Source organism: Nonomuraea sp. NPDC047529 (assembly GCF_040642995.1).
GTDB lineage: Bacteria > Actinomycetota > Actinomycetes > Streptosporangiales > Streptosporangiaceae > Nonomuraea.
In genome coordinates, this window is record NZ_JBEYTJ010000002.1 from 525,694 (window position 1) to 544,399 (window position 18,706).

At 72.4% G+C, this 18,706-nt stretch carries 21 protein-coding genes; 11 read left to right on the forward strand and 10 right to left on the reverse strand.

Annotated features, from left to right (window positions below; all coding sequences use genetic code 11):
- The first annotated feature begins 188 nt into the window (after positions 1–188).
- Positions 189–842, forward strand: coding sequence for an NIPSNAP family protein (locus ABZ815_RS06040; RefSeq protein WP_357694468.1), 654 nt, complete (start codon positions 189–191; stop codon positions 840–842).
- A 22-nt stretch (positions 843–864) separates the two neighbouring features.
- On the opposite strand, the gene ABZ815_RS06045 is transcribed toward ABZ815_RS06040, so the two are convergent.
- Both ABZ815_RS06045 and ABZ815_RS06050 read right to left on the reverse strand, forming a co-directional pair.
- Positions 865–1,794 carry an SDR family oxidoreductase gene (locus ABZ815_RS06045; protein ID WP_357694470.1) on the reverse strand — a complete coding sequence of 310 codons (930 nt, stop codon included), beginning with the start codon at positions 1,792–1,794 and terminating at the stop codon, positions 865–867.
- A gap of 9 nt (positions 1,795–1,803) precedes the next feature.
- Positions 1,804–2,532 carry an SDR family oxidoreductase gene (locus ABZ815_RS06050; protein WP_357694472.1) on the reverse strand — a complete coding sequence of 243 codons (729 nt, stop codon included), beginning with the start codon at positions 2,530–2,532 and terminating at the stop codon, positions 1,804–1,806.
- A gap of 46 nt (positions 2,533–2,578) precedes the next feature.
- Here ABZ815_RS06050 and ABZ815_RS06055 point away from each other — a divergent pair, with 46 nt between their 5' ends.
- Genes ABZ815_RS06055 through ABZ815_RS06070 form a run of 4 tightly spaced genes read left to right on the forward strand, consistent with a single transcriptional unit; the run spans position 2,579 to position 5,835 of the window.
- Positions 2,579–3,307 carry an enoyl-CoA hydratase family protein gene (locus ABZ815_RS06055; RefSeq protein ID WP_357694474.1) on the forward strand — a complete coding sequence of 243 codons (729 nt, stop codon included), beginning with the start codon at positions 2,579–2,581 and terminating at the stop codon, positions 3,305–3,307.
- Positions 3,304–4,080, forward strand: coding sequence for a CoA-transferase (locus ABZ815_RS06060; RefSeq protein ID WP_357694476.1), 777 nt, complete (start codon positions 3,304–3,306; stop codon positions 4,078–4,080). The genes ABZ815_RS06055 and ABZ815_RS06060 overlap by 4 nt, the downstream gene beginning before the upstream one ends.
- A complete protein-coding gene (locus ABZ815_RS06065) occupies positions 4,067–4,801 on the forward strand; it encodes a CoA-transferase (protein ID WP_357694478.1) in 735 nt (244 codons plus the stop codon). The genes ABZ815_RS06060 and ABZ815_RS06065 overlap by 14 nt, the downstream gene beginning before the upstream one ends.
- The gene (locus ABZ815_RS06070) at positions 4,798–5,835 is read left to right on the forward strand and encodes a nitronate monooxygenase family protein (protein ID WP_357694480.1); all 1,038 of its coding nucleotides are present in this window, start codon (positions 4,798–4,800) and stop codon (positions 5,833–5,835) included. The genes ABZ815_RS06065 and ABZ815_RS06070 overlap by 4 nt, the downstream gene beginning before the upstream one ends.
- Here the strand turns inward: ABZ815_RS06070 and ABZ815_RS06075 are convergent.
- The 3 genes from ABZ815_RS06075 to ABZ815_RS06085 form a co-directional block, all read right to left on the reverse strand.
- Positions 5,822–6,487 (reverse strand): pentapeptide repeat-containing protein, encoded by a 666-nt coding sequence (locus ABZ815_RS06075; RefSeq protein ID WP_357694481.1) that lies wholly within the window; start codon positions 6,485–6,487, stop codon positions 5,822–5,824. The genes ABZ815_RS06070 and ABZ815_RS06075 overlap by 14 nt on opposite strands.
- 4 nt (positions 6,488–6,491) lie before the next feature.
- On the reverse strand, positions 6,492–7,970 hold the full coding sequence (locus ABZ815_RS06080) for a glycoside hydrolase family 3 N-terminal domain-containing protein (protein ID WP_357694482.1): 1,479 nt from the start codon (positions 7,968–7,970) through the stop codon (positions 6,492–6,494).
- A 124-nt stretch (positions 7,971–8,094) separates the two neighbouring features.
- Complete coding sequence (locus ABZ815_RS06085) at positions 8,095–9,249, reverse strand: acetyl-CoA C-acetyltransferase (RefSeq protein WP_357694483.1); 1,155 nt, start codon at positions 9,247–9,249, stop codon at positions 8,095–8,097.
- 97 nt (positions 9,250–9,346) lie between these two features.
- On the opposite strand from ABZ815_RS06085, the gene ABZ815_RS06090 reads away from it, so the two are divergent.
- Together ABZ815_RS06090 and ABZ815_RS06095 are read left to right on the forward strand one after the other, a co-directional pair.
- Complete coding sequence (locus tag ABZ815_RS06090) at positions 9,347–10,015, forward strand: TetR family transcriptional regulator (protein WP_357694485.1); 669 nt, start codon at positions 9,347–9,349, stop codon at positions 10,013–10,015.
- Positions 10,012–10,692, forward strand: a complete 681-nt coding sequence (locus tag ABZ815_RS06095) for a DNA alkylation repair protein (RefSeq protein WP_357694487.1) — start codon at positions 10,012–10,014, stop codon at positions 10,690–10,692. Before ABZ815_RS06090 ends, ABZ815_RS06095 begins: the two co-directional genes overlap by 4 nt.
- A gap of 6 nt (positions 10,693–10,698) precedes the next feature.
- Here the strand turns inward: ABZ815_RS06095 and ABZ815_RS06100 are convergent, their stop codons facing one another.
- Positions 10,699–11,538 (reverse strand): LysR family transcriptional regulator, encoded by an 840-nt coding sequence (locus ABZ815_RS06100; RefSeq protein WP_357694673.1) that lies wholly within the window; start codon positions 11,536–11,538, stop codon positions 10,699–10,701.
- Between the two features lie 82 nt (positions 11,539–11,620).
- On the opposite strand from ABZ815_RS06100, the gene metE reads away from it, so the two are divergent.
- The gene (gene metE, locus ABZ815_RS06105; RefSeq protein WP_357694489.1) at positions 11,621–13,765 is read left to right on the forward strand and encodes a 5-methyltetrahydropteroyltriglutamate--homocysteine S-methyltransferase; all 2,145 of its coding nucleotides are present in this window, start codon (positions 11,621–11,623) and stop codon (positions 13,763–13,765) included.
- Here metE and ABZ815_RS06110 read toward each other — a convergent pair.
- The 3 genes from ABZ815_RS06110 to ABZ815_RS06120 all read right to left on the reverse strand — a co-directional run bounded on the left by ABZ815_RS06110 (position 13,756) and on the right by ABZ815_RS06120 (position 16,272).
- Positions 13,756–14,307: a GNAT family protein gene (locus tag ABZ815_RS06110; RefSeq protein ID WP_357694491.1), complete on the reverse strand. Its 552-nt coding sequence runs from the start codon at positions 14,305–14,307 to the stop codon at positions 13,756–13,758. The two genes, metE and ABZ815_RS06110, sit on opposite strands and share 10 nt — an antisense overlap.
- 52 nt (positions 14,308–14,359) lie before the next feature.
- The gene (locus ABZ815_RS06115; protein WP_357694493.1) at positions 14,360–15,274 is read right to left on the reverse strand and encodes an ABC transporter permease; all 915 of its coding nucleotides are present in this window, start codon (positions 15,272–15,274) and stop codon (positions 14,360–14,362) included.
- A gap of 155 nt (positions 15,275–15,429) precedes the next feature.
- The gene (locus ABZ815_RS06120) at positions 15,430–16,272 is read right to left on the reverse strand and encodes an alpha/beta hydrolase (RefSeq protein WP_357694495.1); all 843 of its coding nucleotides are present in this window, start codon (positions 16,270–16,272) and stop codon (positions 15,430–15,432) included.
- A gap of 67 nt (positions 16,273–16,339) precedes the next feature.
- Between ABZ815_RS06120 and ABZ815_RS06125 the strand changes: the two genes are divergently transcribed.
- From ABZ815_RS06125 to ABZ815_RS06135, 3 genes are read left to right on the forward strand one after another with little or no spacing between them, the layout of a single operon-like run.
- The gene (locus tag ABZ815_RS06125; protein ID WP_357694499.1) at positions 16,340–16,816 is read left to right on the forward strand and encodes a MarR family transcriptional regulator; all 477 of its coding nucleotides are present in this window, start codon (positions 16,340–16,342) and stop codon (positions 16,814–16,816) included.
- 26 nt (positions 16,817–16,842) lie between these two features.
- A complete protein-coding gene (locus ABZ815_RS06130) occupies positions 16,843–17,187 on the forward strand; it encodes a hypothetical protein (RefSeq protein ID WP_357694501.1) in 345 nt (114 codons plus the stop codon).
- A gap of 13 nt (positions 17,188–17,200) precedes the next feature.
- Positions 17,201–17,668, forward strand: coding sequence for an NUDIX domain-containing protein (locus tag ABZ815_RS06135; RefSeq protein ID WP_125647161.1), 468 nt, complete (start codon positions 17,201–17,203; stop codon positions 17,666–17,668).
- Positions 17,669–17,940: 272 nt separating this feature from the next.
- Here ABZ815_RS06135 and ABZ815_RS06140 read toward each other — a convergent pair whose 3' ends face one another.
- On the reverse strand, positions 17,941–18,480 hold the full coding sequence (locus ABZ815_RS06140; RefSeq protein ID WP_357694504.1) for a GNAT family N-acetyltransferase: 540 nt from the start codon (positions 18,478–18,480) through the stop codon (positions 17,941–17,943).
- Positions 18,481–18,706: the final 226 nt, after the last annotated feature.

Consider the following 18,706-nt stretch of genomic DNA (forward strand, 5'->3'; position numbering starts at 1 on the left):
GGGAAGCGGCGGGGCACCAGGGCCCTGGGCAGCCACCGCCCCCTTTTTGACCTTCTGTGACCCATTCGGATCAAGGTCAATGCGACTATATAACTCTGCGTTGCCATATGGTAGCCGAGAGTGATCAGAACATTGTTCGTGGCCCACCCTGACATGAGATGGCAGTGACCCGGCCCTACGGTCCGGCCATGATCTACGAACTGCGGCGCTACACCCTGCACCCCGGGCGGCGCGACACGCTGGTCACGCTGTTCGAGCGCGAGTTCGTCGAGCCGCAGGAGGCGCTCGGCATGCGCGTCGCCGGCACCTTCCGCGACCTCGACGCCCCCGACACCTTCACCTGGCTGCGCGCCTTCCCCGACATGAAGGCCCGCCGGGCGGCGCTGGAGGGCTTCTACGGCGGCCCGGTCTGGGCGGCCCACCGCGACGCCGCCAACGCCACGATGATCGACTCGGACGACGTGCTCCTGCTCCACCCGTCCGGGCCGCCGCTTCCGTCCTGGGACCGGCCGGCCTCGGTCGCGGCCGAACCGCCCGCCGCGCTCTACGTCGCGACGATCTGCCACGTCGAGGAGGGCTTCGCCGACTTCTTCGCCCGGCAGGTCGCGCCCGCGCTGGCCGAGGCCGGGACGCCGCCGGTCGGCTGCCTGGAGAGCGAGCACGCCGAGAACACCTTTCCCCGCCTGCCCGTCCGGACCGGGGAGAACGTGTTCGTGTGGTTCACCCGCTTCGCCCGGCCCGAGGACGAGCGCGAGGCGGACCTCTCCCTGCTCGACGGCCGCCTGACCGCCTCGCCGGTGCGCTTCCGCCTGCGTCCCACCGCCCGGTCGTCGATGCGCTGACGCCCTTTCCGGCGGGAGGACGTCAGGGGGCGGCTCCGTAGACGGGTTCGGGTTCGGGGGCGGCCTCCAGGAGCGTGGCGACGGCCTCGCCGACCTCCTGCGGCGACCAGCGGGCGCCCCGGTCCGCGGCGGGGCCGTGGCGCCAGCCGGTGGCCAGGGAGATCGTGCCGCCCTCGACCTCGAACACCCGGCCCGTCACGTGCGCGGAGGCCGCCGAGCCGAGCCAGACCACGAGGGGGGCGACGTTGGCCGGGTCCATGGGGTCGAAGCCGGACGGCGGCCTGGCCATGGTGGCCGCGAACACCTCCTCGGTCATCCGGGTACGGGCGGCGGGCGCGATGGCGTTGACCGTGACGCCGTAGCGGGCCAGTTCGGCGGCGGCGACCTGGGTGAGGGCGGCGATCCCGGCCTTGGCCGCCGAGTAGCCGCCCTGGCCGACGCTGCCGAGCAGGCCCGCGCCCGACGAGGTGTTGACCACCCTGCCGGACACCTCCTCCCCCGCTTTCGACCGCTCCCGCCAGTACGCGGCCGCGTGCCGCAGCGGCAGGAAGTGGCCCTTGAGGTGCACGCGGACGACGTCGTCCCATTCCTGCTCGGTCATCGAGACCAGCATCCGGTCGCGCAGGAAGCCGGCGTTGTTCACCAGCACGTCCAGCCGGCCGTACGCGCTGACGGCGGTCTTGACCAGGCGGGCGGCGCCGGCCCAGTCGGACACGTCGTCGCAGTTGGCCACCGCCCGGCCGCCGAGGGCCTCGATCTCGGCGACGACCTCGTGCGCCGGGCCGGCGGACGCGCCGCCGCCGTCGCGGGCGGTGCCGAGGTCGTTCACCACGACGCGGGCGCCCTGGCGGGCGAACTCCAGGGCGTGCTGCCTGCCGATGCCGCGTCCGGCGCCTGTCACGATCACCACACGGCCAGCGCAAATGCCCACAAGACCTCCCAAGGGGATCATGAACAGATATCAGGAAATATCGCCGGAAGCCAGGTATTGCCAGGCGGGGATCTCGCCGCCGCCGTCCACCCGCACCTCGGCGCCGGTCACGTAGCCGGGGGCGGCCAGCCACAGGCACGCCCCGGCCACGTCGGCGGGCGTGGCCGGGCGGCCCGCGGGGATGGTCGCGTCCGCCCGCCCGTGGCCGGTGTACCGCTCGGCCGCCGTGGTGCCGGCCAGGCCGACGACGACCGAGTTGACCCTGACCTCGGGGGCCCACTCGGCGGCCAGGCAGCGGGCCAGGTGGTGCAGGCCCGCCTTGGCGGCGCCGTACGCGGCGGTGCCCGGCGAGGGACGGGCGCCGCTGACGCTGCCGATCATCACGATCGCCCCGCGGACGGCGGCCAGCAGCGGGTGGGCCCGCTGGGACACCAGCAGGGGCGCGGTCAGGTTGAGCTCGATGACGCGGGCGTGCAGGCGTGGCGAGGTGCCCGACACGGGGGCGGGCGGCGAGCCGCCGGCGTTGTTGACCACCACGTCGAGCCGGTCGAACCCGGCGACCAGGCGCTCGACGTCCTCCGGCACGCGCACGTCGGCCTGGACGAAGCGCAGACCGTCCAAGGGGCCCGGGTCCCTTCTGGCGCAGACCGTCACGTCGGCGCCGGCCGCGCGGAAGGCCCTGGCGATGCCCGCGCCGATGCCCTGGGTGCCGCCCGTCACCAGCACGGACCTGCCCGTGTAGTCGTAAGTGACCGTCACGGGTGCTACCGTACCAAGCAAGCGTTAGGTGCGACCAGGGAGCGCGATGGGGATCACACTGCGGGACGGGCCGGTCGCCGAGGTCGTGGTGGACGTGCCGCCGGTGAACGCGTTGACCGTGCGGGGCTGGGCCGAGCTGGCGGCGGCCGTGCGCGCGGCCGGGCGCGACCCGGCGACCAGGGTGGTGGTGCTGCGGGCCGAGGGACGCGGGTTCAACGCCGGCGTGGACATCAAGGAGATGCAGGCCGATCCCGGGCACACAGCGCTGGTCGGGGCGAACCGGCAGTGTTTCGAGGCGTTCGCGGCCGTCTACGAGTGCGAGGTGCCGGTGATCGCCGCCGTGCACGGCCACTGCCTGGGCGGCGGGGTCGGCCTGGCGGGCAACGCGGACGTGGTGGTGGCCAGCGAGGACGCCTACTTCGGGCTGCCCGAGGTGGACCGCGGGGCGCTCGGCGCCGCCACGCACCTGGCCCGGCTGGTGCCCCAGCACCTCATGCGGGCCATGGTCTACACGTGCAGGAACGTCACGGCGGCCGAACTGCACGCGTTCGGGTCGGTCCTGGAGGTGGTGCCGCGCGACAAGCTGCGGGAGGCGGCCATGGAGGTGGCCGGGCTGATCGCGGACAAGGACCCGTACGTGATCCGCCGCGCCAAGGAGTCGCTGAACGGCATCGACCCCGTGGACGTCCGGCGCAGCTACCGCTTCGAGCAGGGCTTCACCTTCGAGCTGAACCTCATGGGCATGGGCGACGAGCACAGGGAGCGGTTCCGATGAGCAAGGTGATGTCCGTCGAGGAGGTCGCGGCCTCGGTGGAGAGCGGGATGACGGTCGGCATCGGCGGCTGGGGCTCGCGGCGCAAGCCCATGGCCCTGGTGGGCGGCCTGCTGCGGGCGCCCGTCCGGGACCTGACGATCGTCTCCTACGGCGGCCCGGACGTCGGCATGTTGTGCGCGGCGGGCAAGGTGCGCAAGGTGGTGGCGCCGTTCGTCACGCTCGACTCGATCCCCCTCGAACCGCACTTCCGGGCCGCCCGGCAGGCGGGCGCGGTCGAGTTCGCCGAGTACGACGAGGGCATGTTCATGTTCGGCCTGCTGGCGGCGGCGCACCGGCTGCCGTTCCTGCCGACGCGGGCCGGGCTGGGGTCCGGCGTGATGCGGGTCAACCCGGACCTGCGGACGGTGCGCTCGCCGTACGGGGACGGGGAGGAGCTGGTCGCGGTGCCCGCCCTGACCATGGACGTGGCCCTGGTGCACCTCAACCGGGCCGACGCCCGCGGCAACGCCCAGTACCTGGGCCCCGACCCGTACTTCGACGACCTGTACGCCAAGGCGGCCGGGCGCTGCTACGTGTCGTGCGAGCGCTTGGTGGACACCGCCGACCTGCTGAAGGAGGGGCCGGTGCAGTCGCTGCTGATCAGCCGGTCGATGGTGACCGGCGTGGTCGAGGCGCCCGGCGGGGCGGGGTTCACCTCGTGCGAGCCGGACTACGGGCGCGACGAGGAACGGCAGCGGCGGTACGTGGAGGGCGGCGTCGATGAGGGGAACTGAGGTGAGCAGGGCCGACGTGTGCGTGCTGGCCTGCGCGGAGGCGTTCAGGGGCGACGGGGAGATCCTGGCGGCCGGGATCGGCGGCGCGGTCACGGTGCTGGCCGCGCGGCTGGCCCGGCTGACGTTCGAGCCCGACCTGCTCACCCACGACGGCGTCTGCCTGCTCACCGGCGACGTGCCCGCGCTGGGGGCGGCGCCCGGGGTGGTGGAGGGCTGGCTGCCGTTCCGGGAGCACCTGTGGCTGGTGCTGAACGGCCGGCGGCACGTGATGCTCGGCGCGAGCCAGATCGACCGGCACGGGAACAGCAACATCTCCTGCATCGGCGACTGGGCGCGGCCCAAGGCCCAGCTCCTGGGGGTGCGCGGGGCGCCGGGGAACACGCGGTGCGACCCGACGAGCTACTGGATCCCGCGGCACTCCCGCCGGGTGTTCGTGCCCGAGGTGGACATGGTGAGCGGGCTCGGGACCGACCGGGGGGCGTACGAGCTGCGGCGGGTGGTGACGGACCTGGCGGTGCTCGACTTCGCCACCGCCGACGGCTCGATGCGCCTGGTGTCCACCCATCCGGGCGTGAGCGTGGCCGACGTGGTGGCCGCCACGGGCTTCGAGCTGGTCGTCCCGCCGGACGTGCCCACGACGCGGGAGCCGGACGCCGGGGAGCTGGCCGTCCTGGACCGGCTGGACCCCGGACGGGCGCGCGACCGCGAGGTGGCGGCGTGAGGACCGCCCTGACCGAGCTCACCGGCTGCCGCCATCCCGTCGTCCAGACCGGCATGGGGTACGTCGCGGGCGCCCGGCTGGCCGCGGCCGTCTCGGCGGCGGGCGGGCTGGGCGTGATCGGCGCCGCGACCATGTCGGTGCCCGAGATGACGGCGGCGGTCAGGCGGGTGAAGGAGCGCACGGACGCCCCCTTCGGGGTGAACCTCCGCTCCGACGCCGACGACGCGGCCGAGCGGGTGGAGGTGCTGATCAAGGAGGGGGTGCGGGTGGCGTCGTTCGCCCAGGCGCCCCGGCGGGAGCTGGTCGCCCGGCTCAAGGACGCGGGGGTCGTCACCATCCCGTCGGTGGGGGCGCGCCGGCACGCCGAGAAGGTGGCCGCGTGGGGCGTGGACGCGGTGATCGTGCAGGGCGGCGAGGGCGGCGGGCACACCGGCCCGCTGGCCACCACGCTGCTGCTGCCGCAGGTCGTGGACGCGGTGGACATCCCGGTGATCGCGGCGGGCGGGTTCTTCGACGGCCGGGGCCTGGTCGCCGCGCTGGCCTACGGCGCGTGCGGGATCGCCATGGGCACCCGCTTCCTGCTGACCCGCGAGTCCCCGGTGCCCGGCGGGGTCAAGGACGTCTACCTCGCCGCCCGCGAGACCGTCGTGACGACCAGTGTGGACGGCGTGCCGCACCGCGTGCTCAGCACGCCGTTCGTGGCCTCGCTGGAACGGTCGCGGCTGCTGCGCGCGGTGCTGAACGGCGCCCGGTTCAGGCGGCTGTCCGGCCTGTCGTGGGCCGCGCTGGTCCGCGAGGGACGGCGGATGCGGCGCGGCCGGGAGCTGACCTGGGCGCAGGTGCTCCAGGCGGCCAACACGCCGGTGCTGCTGCGGGCGGCGATGGTGGACGGACGGGCCGACCTCGGGGTGATGGCCTCCGGTCAGGTGGTGGGCGTGATCGAGGACCTGCCGTCGTGCGCCGAGCTGATCGAGCGGGTGATGGCCGAGGCCGAGGACGTGCGCGGGAGCCTGGCCCGGCTCACAGGACGGTGATGCCCCGGGCGGCGAGGATGGCGTTGGCCTGGGCCTGGTTGATGATCGCGCCGGTGAAGGCGCGCAGCTTGGCGTCGTCGGGCTGACCGAGGTCGGCGCCGCGCAGGTCGGCCTTGGCGAACGTGGTGTTGAGCAGCCGCGTGCCGATGAACCGGCAGTCGCTGAAGGTGGCCTCGGTGAAGTCGCAGCCCGACAGGTCGGCGTCGTCGAAGCGCACCCCCTCGACGAACTCGCCGCGCAGCGAGCAGCCGCCGAGGTTGGCCAGCGTCAGGTTGCAGCGGGCGACCTTGAAACCGGTGCCGCGCGAGGCCGTGAGCGCGGCGCCGATCATGCGGCAGCCCGTGAAGGAGGCGTCGGTCAGCAGCGCGCCGCCGAACTGGGCCGAGGACAGGTCGACGTCGGTGAACGTCGCGTCGATCAGGTCGGCGTCGTTGAACCTCGGGCGCATGCCGCCGCCGCCCTTGAAGACCGCGCCGTCGAGGTCGGCCTTGCGCAGGTCGGCGCCGTCGAGCACGCAGGACTCGAACAGGGCGCCGGCCAGCGCGGCTCCGGACAGGTCGGCCTCGGTCAGGTCGCAGCCGCGGAAGATGTGCGGCCCGTCGCCGTGGAGGGCCGGGCGGCTGTGGGAGAGGTCTTCGCCGTCGAGGTTCACGGTGTCACAGCGTACCGGTGAGCACCTCCGCCGCCGCCTGGCCGCAGACCCGGGCCGACCCGTACGTGGCGATGTGCACGGCGCCGAGGTCGGAGCGGGCGGGCAGGCCCATCTCCACGACGACGGCGTCCGGGCGGGCGCTGAGCAGGTGCCGTAGCGCCTCGCCCTGCCAGGCGTAGCGGTGGGCGTCGCGGACCACGATCACCAGCGGACGCTGTCCCACCTCGCCGATCAGCCGCTCCAGCCGGGCCCCGGTCGTGTCCGCGGCCGCGAGCCGGGTGACGGCGGTGCCGGGCAGCAGCCGGCCGAGCGGCTCGCCGACGCCCCACGGGGTGCCCTTGTCGATGGCCAGGTTCATCTCGGGCGTCAGCTCGACCACGTGCGCCGCCCCGGTGAGCGGCAGCACGGGCGCGGTGGACCTGCGGGTGACGCGTACGGCCCGCCGGGCCGCGGAGAGCCCGAGGTAGCCGTCCTCCGGTACGGGGCTGCCCGAGGAGGTGGTCCAGGCGGCCAGCTCGCGGACCCTGCGGGCGGCGTCGGCCAGTCGCTCCTCGGGCAGCAGTCCATCGGTCACGGCGGCGGCGATGGCGTCGCGGACCTCGATGGCGGTGGCCTCGTCGGCCCGCTCGCCGCCCACGCAGATCGCGTCGGCTCCCGCGGCTATGGCGCGGGCGGAGGCGCCCCCGATCCCGTACGCCCCCGACACCGCGGCCATTTCTATGCCGTCCGTGATGATCATTCCTTGGAAGCCCAGCTCCTCGCGCAGCAGGCCCGTGAGGACCTTCGGGCTGAGCGTGGCGGGCAGTTCGGCGTCGTAGGAGGGCACGAGCAGGTGGCCGGTCATGATCGACTTGACCCCCTCCTTGATCGCTTCCCGGAACGGGAAGAGCGCCTCCTCGATGCCCGCGTCGGCCACCACGGGCACGCCGTGGTGGGAGTCGACGGTGGTGTCCCCGTGGCCGGGGAAGTGCTTGGCGCAGGCGGCCACCCCGGCCGACTGCAGGCCGCGGACGAACGCCCTGGTGTGCCTGGCCACCAGCGCGGGGTCGGAGCCGAAGGCGCGCAGGCCGATGACCGGGTTGTCGGGGTTGGAGTTCACGTCGGCGGAGGGGGCGAAGTCGATCGTGATGCCCGCTGCCGCCAGGTCGCCGCCCAGGTCCCTGGCCAGCGCCTCGGTGAGGCCGACGTCGTCCACGACGCCCAGGGCGTACCCGCCGGGACGACTGCTGCCGGTGCTCACCTCCAGCCGGGTGACCTCGCCGGACTCCTCGTCGGTGCCGACGAGCACCGCGGGGTTCTCCGCACGCAGCGCGGCGGTGAGCCGGGCCACTTGGGCGGGGTCGGCGATGTTGCGGGAGAACAACACCACACCGGCCAGTCCCTCGCCGAGTCGGCGGAGGATCCAGTCCGGAGGCGTCCTTCCCGCGAAACCAGGGAGGAGGACGGCGTCGGCGAGGCGAAGAAGGTCACCGCTGAGGGGCATGACCCGAAATCTAATAGGAAAGTTTCCTATTTGCTAGAGGCATTTTCTGATGTCAGCCACGTTCCTTCCGTGTCGAATTCAACCAATGCCGGAAATGGCCACTCCAGTCGCCGCGGCCCGGCTCTCAGGCGAGGCGCTCTATGACGGTGACATTCGCCTGTCCGCCGCCCTCGCACATGGCCTGCAGGCCGTACCGGCCGCCGGTGCGCTCCAGCTCGTGCAGCAGCTTCACGGTCAGGACCGCCCCGGTCGCGCCGAGCGGATGGCCGAGCGCGATGGCGCCGCCGTTGGGGTTCACCCGGGCCGGGTCGGCGCCGGTCTCCTTGATCCAGGCCAGAACGACGGAGGCGAACGCCTCGTTGACCTCGATCGCGTCGAAGTCGTCGATGGCCATGCCCGTCCTGCCCAGGGCATGGGCGGTGGCCGGGATGGGCGCGGAGAGCATCATGACCGGGTCCGCGCCACGCGCCGACAGGTGGTGCACGCGGGCACGCGGGGTCAGCCCGTGGTCGCGTACGGCCCGGGGCGAGGCGACCAGCAGCGCCGCCGCGCCGTCGGAGATCTGGGACGCCAGCGCCGCCGTGAGCCGTCCCCCTTCGGTCAGCGGCCTGAGCGCGGCCATCTTCTCCGGCGTGGTGTCCCTGCGCGGGGCCTCGTCGTCGGCGACGCCCTCGTAGGGGACGATCTCGCGCCGGAACCGCCCCTCGTCCACGGCCCGCAGCGCGCGGCGGTGCGACTCGTAGGCGTAGCGTTCCATGTCCTCGCGCGACAGGTCCCAGGCCACCGCCATCTGCTCGGCTCCGGCGAACTGGGAGACCTCCGCCGTGCCGTACCGCGCGGCCCAGCCCTTGGACCCGGCGAGCGGGGTCTCGTGCCCGAGCGGCCGGCCCGCCAGCATGGCCGAGGAGATCGGGATCATGCTCATGTTCTGCACGCCGCCCGCGACCACCAGGTCGTTCGTGCCCGACAGCACGGCCTGGGCGGCGAAGTGCAGGGCCTGCTGCGAGGAGCCGCACTGGCGGTCGACGGTGACGCCCGGCACCTCCTCCGGCAGCCCGGCGGCCAGCCAGCAGGTGCGCGCGACGTCGCCGGCCTGCGGCCCGATCGTGTCCACGCAGCCGAAGATGACGTCCTCCACGGCGGAGGGGTCGGCGTCCGCGCGGTCCATCAGCTCGCGGAGCACGTGCGCGCCGAGGTCGGCCGGGTGGGCCGCGGCCAGCCCGCCGTTCCTGCGCCCGACCGGGGTGCGGACGGCGGCGACGATGTAAGCCTCACTCATCTCAGCATCCTAACAAGCGCTTGGTAAGCAAGGTAAGGCCGTACGAGCTGGGCCTGTTGCGTGAACAAGCGATTGTCTGAGGGCTCATAATGGAAACGTGACCACGCGAAAGAACTCCGGCACCACCACGTCACCGGCGAAGCGCCAGCGCGCCACCTCGGGGGCGGCCTCCGAGCGGCGCGACCATCTCGTCAAACTCGCCGCGGAGCTCTTCGCGCGCAAGGGCTTCCAGGCCACGACCGTACGCGAGATCGCCGACGAGGCGGGCATCCTGTCCGGGAGCCTCTACCACCACTTCGACTCCAAGGAGACGATCGTCGACGAGGTGCTGTCCACCTTCCTCGACGACCTCATCGCCCGCTACCGCGCCGCCGTCGACAACAACGCCGACGCCCGCACGGTCCTGTCGGAGATGGTCCGCATCGGCTTCGGCACGCTGGAGCCCCACCGCGCCGCGATCACCGTCATGCAGAACGACTGGAACTACCTGCGCCAGTTCGAGCGCTTCAACTACCTGGTCAAGGCCGAGGACGAGGTCGAGCAGATCTGGGTGGCCCAGATCAAGGCCGGTCAGGCGGCCGGGCTGTTCAGGGCCGACGTCGACCCCAAGCTGACCTACCGGATGATCCGCGACACCATCTGGGTGGCCGTGCGCTGGTTCCGTCCCGGCGGCAGGCTCAACACCACCGCCCTGGCCGAGCACTACATCACCGTGCTGTTCGACGGCCTCGCCACCGGCGAGCGCACGACCCAGCGCCAGGGATGAGCCTCGGCAAGGCGGTGCGGCTGGCACTGCAGGAGATCGCCGAGCCGCACAAGGCCGAGCCGATGCGCGCGTACATGAAGTCGGAGATGCCCTTCCTCGGCGTGCAGGCGACGCCGAGGCGGGCGGCGCTCAGGCGGGTGTTCGCCGACCACCGCATCGACTCCGCGCCCGAGTGGCGGCGCGCGGTGCTCTCGCTGTGGCGGGAGGCCGAGTTCCGCGAGGAGCGCTACGCCGCCGTCGAGCTGACCGGCTACCACTACTACCGCGACTTCCAGACCCTCTACACCGTGCCGATGTACGAGGAGATGATCGTCACCGGTGCCTGGTGGGACCTGGTCGACGAGTTGGCCACCCACCGCGTCGGCGGCCTGCTGACCGCCTTCCCCGACACCATGCGCCCGCTCGTGCTCGACTGGGCCGCCGGCGACGACCTGTGGAAGCGCCGCACGGCGATCCTGTGCCAGAACCGCTTCAAGTCCCGCACCGACACCGCCCTGCTGTACGCCTGCATCGAACCCAGCCTGTCCGACACCGACTTCTTCGCCCGCAAGGCCATCGGCTGGGCCTTACGGGAGTACGCCAAGACCAATCCCGACGAGGTCGTGCGTTACGTACGCGCCAAGGGCATCTCGGGCCTGAGCCGCCGGGAGGCGCTGAAGAACCTGGCCGTCGACTAGACCCGCTCATCTGGTCCACAGCGCGTCCTGCACCGCCTGCACCAGCGCCATCAGCTCCGGCGTCACCCGCTCCCGCGCCCAGGCCAGCGCGTAGGTGATGCGCAGCTCCCCCGCCTCCAGCGGCACGAACCGCACGTCCTCCCGCCTGACGGCCCTGACCAGGAGCTGCGGGATCGGCAGCAGCCCCGCCCCGGCGGCCACCAGGTCGAGCGCGGCGGCGAAGTCGTCGTCGGCCACCATCCGCGAGCGCCCCGGCAGCCCCGGCCACGGCCGGCTCCCCGGCGTCAGCAGCACCTGCCCGCCCAGATCGCCCGGCGTGACCCTGCCATGCCCGGCCAGCCGGTGCCCCAGCGGGACGGCCAGATGGTCCACGGTGACGTGGAAGCGGGCCGCCGTGACGAACTGCGCGGGCGCCGGCGTGGCCAGGATCGCGGCCGAGACCTCCCCGCTCCCCAGCGCCTGAGCGGCCGCGCCCCGGCCGGCCACGACGAGCTCCACGCCGATCGCCGGAACGCGCCCGGCCAGCCGTCTGGCGATGCGCGCGGCCAGTGTCCCCACCAACGGTGGATAAGCCAGGTGAATGGTCGGGCGGGCCAGTCTGGCGGCCTCGGCGGTGAACGCCTGGGCCGATTCGAGCACCTGCCGGGCGTACGGCAGCAGGCCCTTCCCCTCGGCCGTGAGCCGCACCTCGCGGGCATTGCGCTCGAAAAGCCTCACCCCGGCGGCACGTTCGAGCCGGGTGATGGCCTGGCTGACGGCGGGCTGCGACATGCCGAGGTCAGCGGCGGCGGCCGAGAAGCCGAGTCGCTCGGCGACCAGGAGGAAGCAGTGGATCTCCTTGAGCATAAGCAGCACTTATCAATGATGCACGACCTCGGCGGTGCCCGACACGATTCCGCCATCTGACCGACGTGATCGAGGAGCTGAGATGTCGCCATTCCCCACGTCCACGGTGCTCGGATATCCGAGGATCGGGCCGCGACGGGAGCTGAAGCGGGCGCTGGAGTCGTACTGGGACGGGCGGTCCGGCCGGGCGGAGCTGGAACGGACGGGCGCCGAGATCAGGGAGCGGACCTGGCGCCGGCTGGCCGAGCTGGGCCTGGAGGGGCTGCCGTCCAACACCTTCTCCCTGTACGACCACGTGCTGGACACCGCGGTGCTGCTGAGCGCGGTGCCCGAGCGCTACCGCGCGGCCGAGGACCCCTACTTCGCGATGGCCAGGGGCACCGAGGGCCTGGCGCCGCTGCGGATGACGAAGTGGTTCGACACCAACTACCACTACATCGTGCCGGAGATCGGCCCGGAGACCGTCTTCAAGCTGGACGCCTCCAAGCCGCTCGCCGAGGTGCGCGAGGCCCGCGCGCTGGGCTACGAGACCCGGCCCGTCGTGGTCGGGCCGGTGACGTTCCTGCTGCTGGCCGGGGCGCCCGAGCGGCTGGAGGAGGTGCTCGGCTGCTACGAGGAGCTGCTCGCGGCGCTGGCCGCCGAGGGCGTCGCCTGGGTGCAGCTCGACGAGCCGGCGCTGGTCGGCGACCGGACTCCCGAGGAGCTGGAGGCCGTCCGCGACGCCTACGACCGGCTGGGGTCGGCGACCGCCCGCCCTGGACTGTTCGTGGCCTCCTACTTCGGCGACCTCGGCCCCGCGCTGCCGGTGCTGGCCGGCACGCCCGTGGAGGCGATCGGCATTGACCTGGTGCGCGGCGGCGCCGTGCCCGACCTGCCGGGCAAGACCGTGGTCGCCGGCGTGGTGTCGGGCCGGGACGTGTGGCGCACCTCGCCGGAGCGCGCGCTGGCCGCCCTGGGCGGCGTGCGGGCGGACCGGGTGACGGTGAGCACGTCGTGCTCGCTGCTGCACGTGCCCTACGACGTGGACGCCGAGCCCGACCTCGATCCGGCGCTGCGGGAACGGCTGGCGTTCGCCGAGCAGAAGGTGGCCGAGGTCGTGGCGCTGGCCCGGTCGGACTTCCAGGGTCCGGCCCCCGTCGCGCCCTCGGTGCCGCTGACCTCGCCGGCCGCGTCCGAGGAACGTGCACCGTACGCCGTCCGGGCCGCCGCCCAGGCCGCCCACCTGGGATTGCCGGCGCTGCCGATCACCACCATCGGCTCGTTCCCCCAGACCGGCGAGCTGCGCGCGGCGCGGGCGGCCGTGGTGGCCGGCACGCTGTCCGAGGACGACTACGAGCGGCGCGTCGAGGCCGAGATCGAGCACGTCATCAGGGTGCAGGAACGCCTCGGCCTGGACGTGCTCGTGCACGGCGAGCCCGAGCGCAACGACATGGTCCAGTACTTCGCCGAGCACCTGGACGGGTTCGCGGTCACCAGGAACGGCTGGGTCCAGTCGTACGGGTCGCGCTGCACCCGGCCGCCGATCCTGCACGGCGACGTCGGCCGTCCCGGGCCCATCACCGTACGCTGGGCCTCCTACGCGCAGTCGCTCACCGACAAGCCGGTCAAGGGCATGCTCACCGGGCCGGTGACGATCGTGGCCTGGTCGTTCGTCCGCGACGACCTGCCGCTGCGTGACGTGGTGTTCCAGGTCGCCGACGCGGTGCGCGAGGAGGTGCGCGACCTGGAGGCGTCCGGGGTGTCGATCATCCAGGTGGACGAGCCCGCGCTGCGCGAGCTGCTGCCGCTGCGGCGGGCCGCGCAGGCCGACTACCTGGAGTGGGCGGTGGCGGCCTACCGGCGGGCCACCTCGGGTGCGGCCGACCGCACCCAGATCCACACCCACCTGTGCTACTCGGACGCCGACCAGATCCTGGCCGCCATCGACGGCCTGGACGCCGACGTCACCACGATCGAGTCGGCCCGCTCGGGGGCGCGCATCCTGGGCGCGGTGCGCGCGTTCGGCCGCGGCCTCGGGCCCGGCGTGTACGACATCCACTCCCCGCGCGTGCCCGGCGCGGACGAGGTCGAGGACCTGCTGCGCAGGACGCTGGCGGCGCTGCCGGCCGAGCGCGTCTGGGTCAACCCCGACTGCGGGCTGAAGACGCGGACGTACGAGCAGGTGGAGGCGTCGCTGGCGCACGTCGTCGAGGCCACCCGGCGGCTGCGGGCCGAGCTTCAGCCGTAGAGCTCGGTGAACTCCTCGACCGTCATCCCGAACAGGATCCCGTCGTCGTAGCGCCCGGCGGCGAAGCGGCTCCTGCGCCGGCGGCCCTCCTCGACGAAGCCGAGCCGCCGGTGCAGGGCCTGAGACGGGTCGTTGGAGCTGTAGACCCACGCCTCGGCCTTCTGGAAGCGGCGCTCGGCGAACATGTAGCGCAGCAGCAGGACGATCGCCTCGCTGGCGTAGCCCTTGCGGTGGTGGGGCGTGCCGATGGAGATGCCGTAGCAGAACGTGCCGTGCACGCGCTCGACCTCGTGCGTGTTGAGCATGCCGACCGGGCGGCCGTCGGCCGCGTCGGCGATCACCAGGCGGAGCTCGTCCATGTCGGACTCCTGCTCGGCCAGCTCCCTGGCCCACTTCTGCGCCTGGGCGGCCGAGCGGGGCGGAGGCAGCCGCCAGCCGTTCCTGGCCGCGTCGGTGTCCTCGTCGAAGGCGAGGAACGCCGCCCAGTCCTCCGGTTCGATGGCCCTCAGGCGCACGCGCTCGCCGACCCACGCAGACGTCATGATGTGGAGCAAATCAGAGCACGCCCCCCGCACGCGAACCCTTTTCCGGCCCTCACCCGCGCCCGTAGGTGTCCTCGGCCCGCCAGAAGTACCAGAGCCCGAGGGTCAGTCCGGCGACCGCCCAGAACACGCAGCTCAGCCAGACGATCGGGCGCGGGCTGTAGGTGTGGATCAGGATTCCGCGCATGACCTCGATGACGGAGGCGGCCGGGTTGAGGTACATGACGTCCGCCACCCACTGCGGCAGCCCGACCCCTCCGACCGGCCTGCCGGTGGCCGGGTCCGGATATCCCACGATCTTGTACTGGATCGAGAAGAAGACGCCGGAGGCGTACAGCCAGGTCCGCAGGACGAACGGCAGGAGCTGGTTCACGTCGCGCAGCGAGGCCCCCAGACGCGCCAGGGCCAGGCTCAGCCCCGTGTTGAACATCGTCTGCAGCAGCAGGACGACCGGGATCAGCAGCCAGTACCAGGTGGGGAACTCCCCCATGACGACCACCAGGACGAGCAGCACGCCCATGGAGACGGCCGACTGCCGCAGTTCCTGAAGGGTGTACGCCAGGGGCAGCGCCGCGCGGGGGAAGTGCAGGGCGCGGATGAGCGAGAGGTTCCCCGAGACGGACTTGGCCCCCGCGGAGGCCGACCGCTGGCTGTAGGTGAAGACGAACATGCCCGTGACGAGGAACGCCGGATAGTTCGCGATGTGCTCGTGCCCGCCCAGGACCAGGCCGAACATGACCCAGTAGATGCCGGCGTTCAGCAGCGGCGTCAGCACCTGCCAGAGTTGCCCGAGCGCGGAGGCGGAGTATTTGGAGGCGGTGCGGGAGGTCGCGTACACCAGGACGAAGTGCCGTCGTTCCCATAATCGGCGCAGGTAGACGCGCATGTCCGGCCGGGCCACGGATCGCCGCAACCCGTGACGGGCCGCGAGCGCGGCCAGCGATTCCTGCTCGGGCGCGGACGACATGGGAGTCTCCTCACGGCCTGCTACGTCGCGGATTGCCAGGGAGTCTAAGTTCCGGGGCGGCGAGACGGGCATCCTCGCGCGCCTCCGAGAGACGCGGTTCCACCGGAGGAGGGCGGCGGCGCGCCGACGTCGAGTCAGGCGGCTCGTCCGTCGAGTCAGGTGGCTTGTTCGTCGAGGAAGTCGACGACGCGGGCGTTGAGGTCGGCGGGCTCGTGCCACGGCATCGCGTGATGGGACAGGCGCGGCAGCACAGCGGTCCGCGCGCCCGGCAGCAGGCGGGCGGCGGCGGAGGCGACGCGGTGCGGGGAGTGCGCCTTGCCACGCCCGGCGAGGAGCACGAGGGCCGGTGTGGTGAGCGCGCGCAACGATCCGGGCTCGGGGCGTTTCCCGGTGACGACCTTCGTGTCCGGGAACTCCGCGGCCAGGCCGTAGAGCCGCAGCCATGCGGGGTCGGCGGGCGCGCCGCCGGTCTCCCACGCCAGGAAGGCCCGCGCGCGCGTGGCCGTCGGCCGCAGCAGGGTGGGCAGCGCGCGGGCCAGGTATCCCGCCCGGAACCCGCCGAAGCACTGCGTCGGGTCGAGCAGGACGAGCCGCCCGACCCGCCGGGGGGCGTGGAAGGCGTACGTCAGGGCGATCCACCCGCCGTGGGAGTGTCCGCACACCGCGGCGCTGTCGATCCCGAGCCCGTCGAGCACCCCGTCCAGCCAGCCGAGCAGGTCGCGGACGTCACGAGGAGGGCGTTCGCCCCGGACGCTCCGCCCCGGCTCGCCGATGCGGTCCACGGCGTACACCCGGTGGCGGCGGGCGAACGCGGCGACATTGGCGAACCACATCGCCGCCGTGGTGCCGCCGCCGTGCAGCAGGACCAGCGGCGGGCCGTCGGCGGGGCCGCACGCGTTCACCCGGGTCGTGCCGTACGCCGACGGCAGGTCGATCGTCTCGACCGGAACCGGCCAGCGTTCGAGGACCGCGTCGTAGGCGGAGAGGAAGTCGGACATGCCGCACCTTACTGAATAGCTTGCTCAGCAATAATCTCGCTGGGCGAGATAATGCCATACTGGTGGCATGACGATGCGGCCTGAGCATGCCGGGAACGTGGACGATCAGGACGCCGGGATGCGGCTGGTCCATCTGCTGCGCGCCGTCACCGTGGAACTCGACCGCATGGGCGAGCGGTTCGCCGCCGACAACGCCCTGCACCCGACCGACGTACGCGCCCTCATCTGCCTTCTCGACGCCGCCCGCACCGGCACCCCCGCCACCCCCGGAACGCTGGGCGCGCACCTCGGCCTCAACTCCGCGGGCACCACCGCGGTGGTGGACCGTCTGGAACGGCTCGGTCACGTCCGCCGGGAACGCGACACCCAGGACCGGCGGCGGGTGCTGCTGAAGGTCGACGAGAGCGCCGTCACGCTGGGCTGGACCTTCTTCGGCCCGCTCATCCACGAGATCGTCACCCTCATGGGCCGGTACGACACCACGGAACAGGCCACCATCGAACGCTTCCTCAGCGACGTCCACAAGGCCGTCACCCAGGGTTAGGCCGGCGGCGCGGCGGCGCGATCAGGTTGTGCTTCGGCGACCCCGACGCGCAGTCGGTGGAGACGCGAGATCGCGAGGAAGGGCTGAGCGGAACGCTGCCCGCCAAGATCCGCTCATCCTTGACCTACTACCGGACGCTGCCGGACCTCGATGGCTGCGAGATCCGTCTGCACGCGACCACTCTGTACGCCTCTCTGTTCCGCTACGACGACGACATCCTGGTCAACCCGCACGCGTACGGCGGACCAGCCTCCGCCAACCCGACCTTCCACTTCCATCGCCTCGACGGAGGGACGATGGCCGAGCACTACATGTCATCGTTCGAGCGAGTCTGGGCCGGAGCCGTTCCGTGGTCCGGCGCGGAAGTCTGAGGAGGCATTCCCCATGGGACGAGTCGAGTACTGGAACGCCCCGGACGCCCCGAAGGCGAACAGCCTGGTGCCGGCCTGCGGGACGGTGACCGTGGACGACGCCGGCCGCATCCTCATGCAGCGCCGGCGCGACACCGGCCAGTGGGCGTTGCCGATGGGCAAGATGGAGATCGGCGAGACCCCCTCACAGTGCGCCGTACGGGAGACGGAGGAGGAGACCGGCGTCCGCGTCGAGCCCACCGGCCTCCTCGGTGTCTATTCCGACCCGGGCCACATCGTGGCCTACACCGACGGAGAGGTCCGCCAGGAGTACGAGGTGATGCTGATCGCCCGCCCGGTCGGCGGCCGTCCGGAGGCCAACGACGAGGCGAGCGACGTGCGCTGGGTCGAGCCGGGCGAGCTGCACACGCTCGACATCCATCCGACCCAGTGGCGACAGCTCAACGACTATCTGCGGCAGAGGCATCCCCACGTCGATTGAGGTCGGCCGGCTACGACGACAGCGTCTTGTGGATCATTCCTGACGGACGGCGCAGGCGCCGGAGGTCGGCGTAGCGGGAGGCGATCCGGCGCGCGGCTCGTGATGGCTCGACGGCCGGATGGCGGGCGTACAACGTGCGCCGACGCCCGCCACCCCGACGTACTCGCCGCCCAACGCAAGGAACGCACCCGCATCCGCAGTGAGAGAGGCATCCGATGGGGCGGACGCCCCGTCTCCGCCGCAGCCTGATCGTACGCCCCTGGTGGAGAACGTCAGATGCTCGCACTACGGGCGATGCGGTACAGGACGTTCGGACGCAGTGGCCCTTCGGGCTCGGTGGGGTCGTCGAAGTCGTCGGCCGGGTCACGGGTCATGCCGATCCGGCGCATCACCGCCTGGGAACGAAGGTTGGTGGCCGTTGTGACAGCGAGGATCTCAGGAAGCTCAAGAACGTCGAAGCCGTGGGCCAGGACCGCCAGCGCAGCCTCGGTGGCGTAGCCCTGGCCCCAGGCCGAGCGGGCGAGCCGCCAGCCGATCTCCACTCCTGTGAACGGCATGTGGTCGTCCACTTCGTCCAAGCCTGCGAAGCCGATGAACTCACGCGTGGCCTCCACCTCGACCGCCCACCATCCGTAGCCTCGCTGGTCGAACTCGGCCTGAAAGAGCGACACGGAGGCATCGCTCTGCTCGCGGGTGAGCAGGTCGCCCAAGTGTTCCCGGACCTCGGGATCGGCGTTCATGGCCGCCCACGGTTCAAGGTCGGAGTCACGCCATCGGCGCAGGATGAGGCGCTCGGTACGCAGTTCAGCCATGCTGACCAGCCAACATGAGCCTTGGCCCCCAGGCAATCAATTTTCTTGCGCGACACCGCCTCCCAGAAACACGGGCCGCTCCTGGGGAGAAGGAAGCGGCCACCGATCCGGCGAACGTATGCGGTCAGGCGCGGGGGTTGCGCCGCCAGGCGCCCCAAGAAGGACCGCCTGAATCTCCAGGCGCGAAGCGCCCCCGACGAAGCCCGTTGAGCCCAGAGGCGAAGCC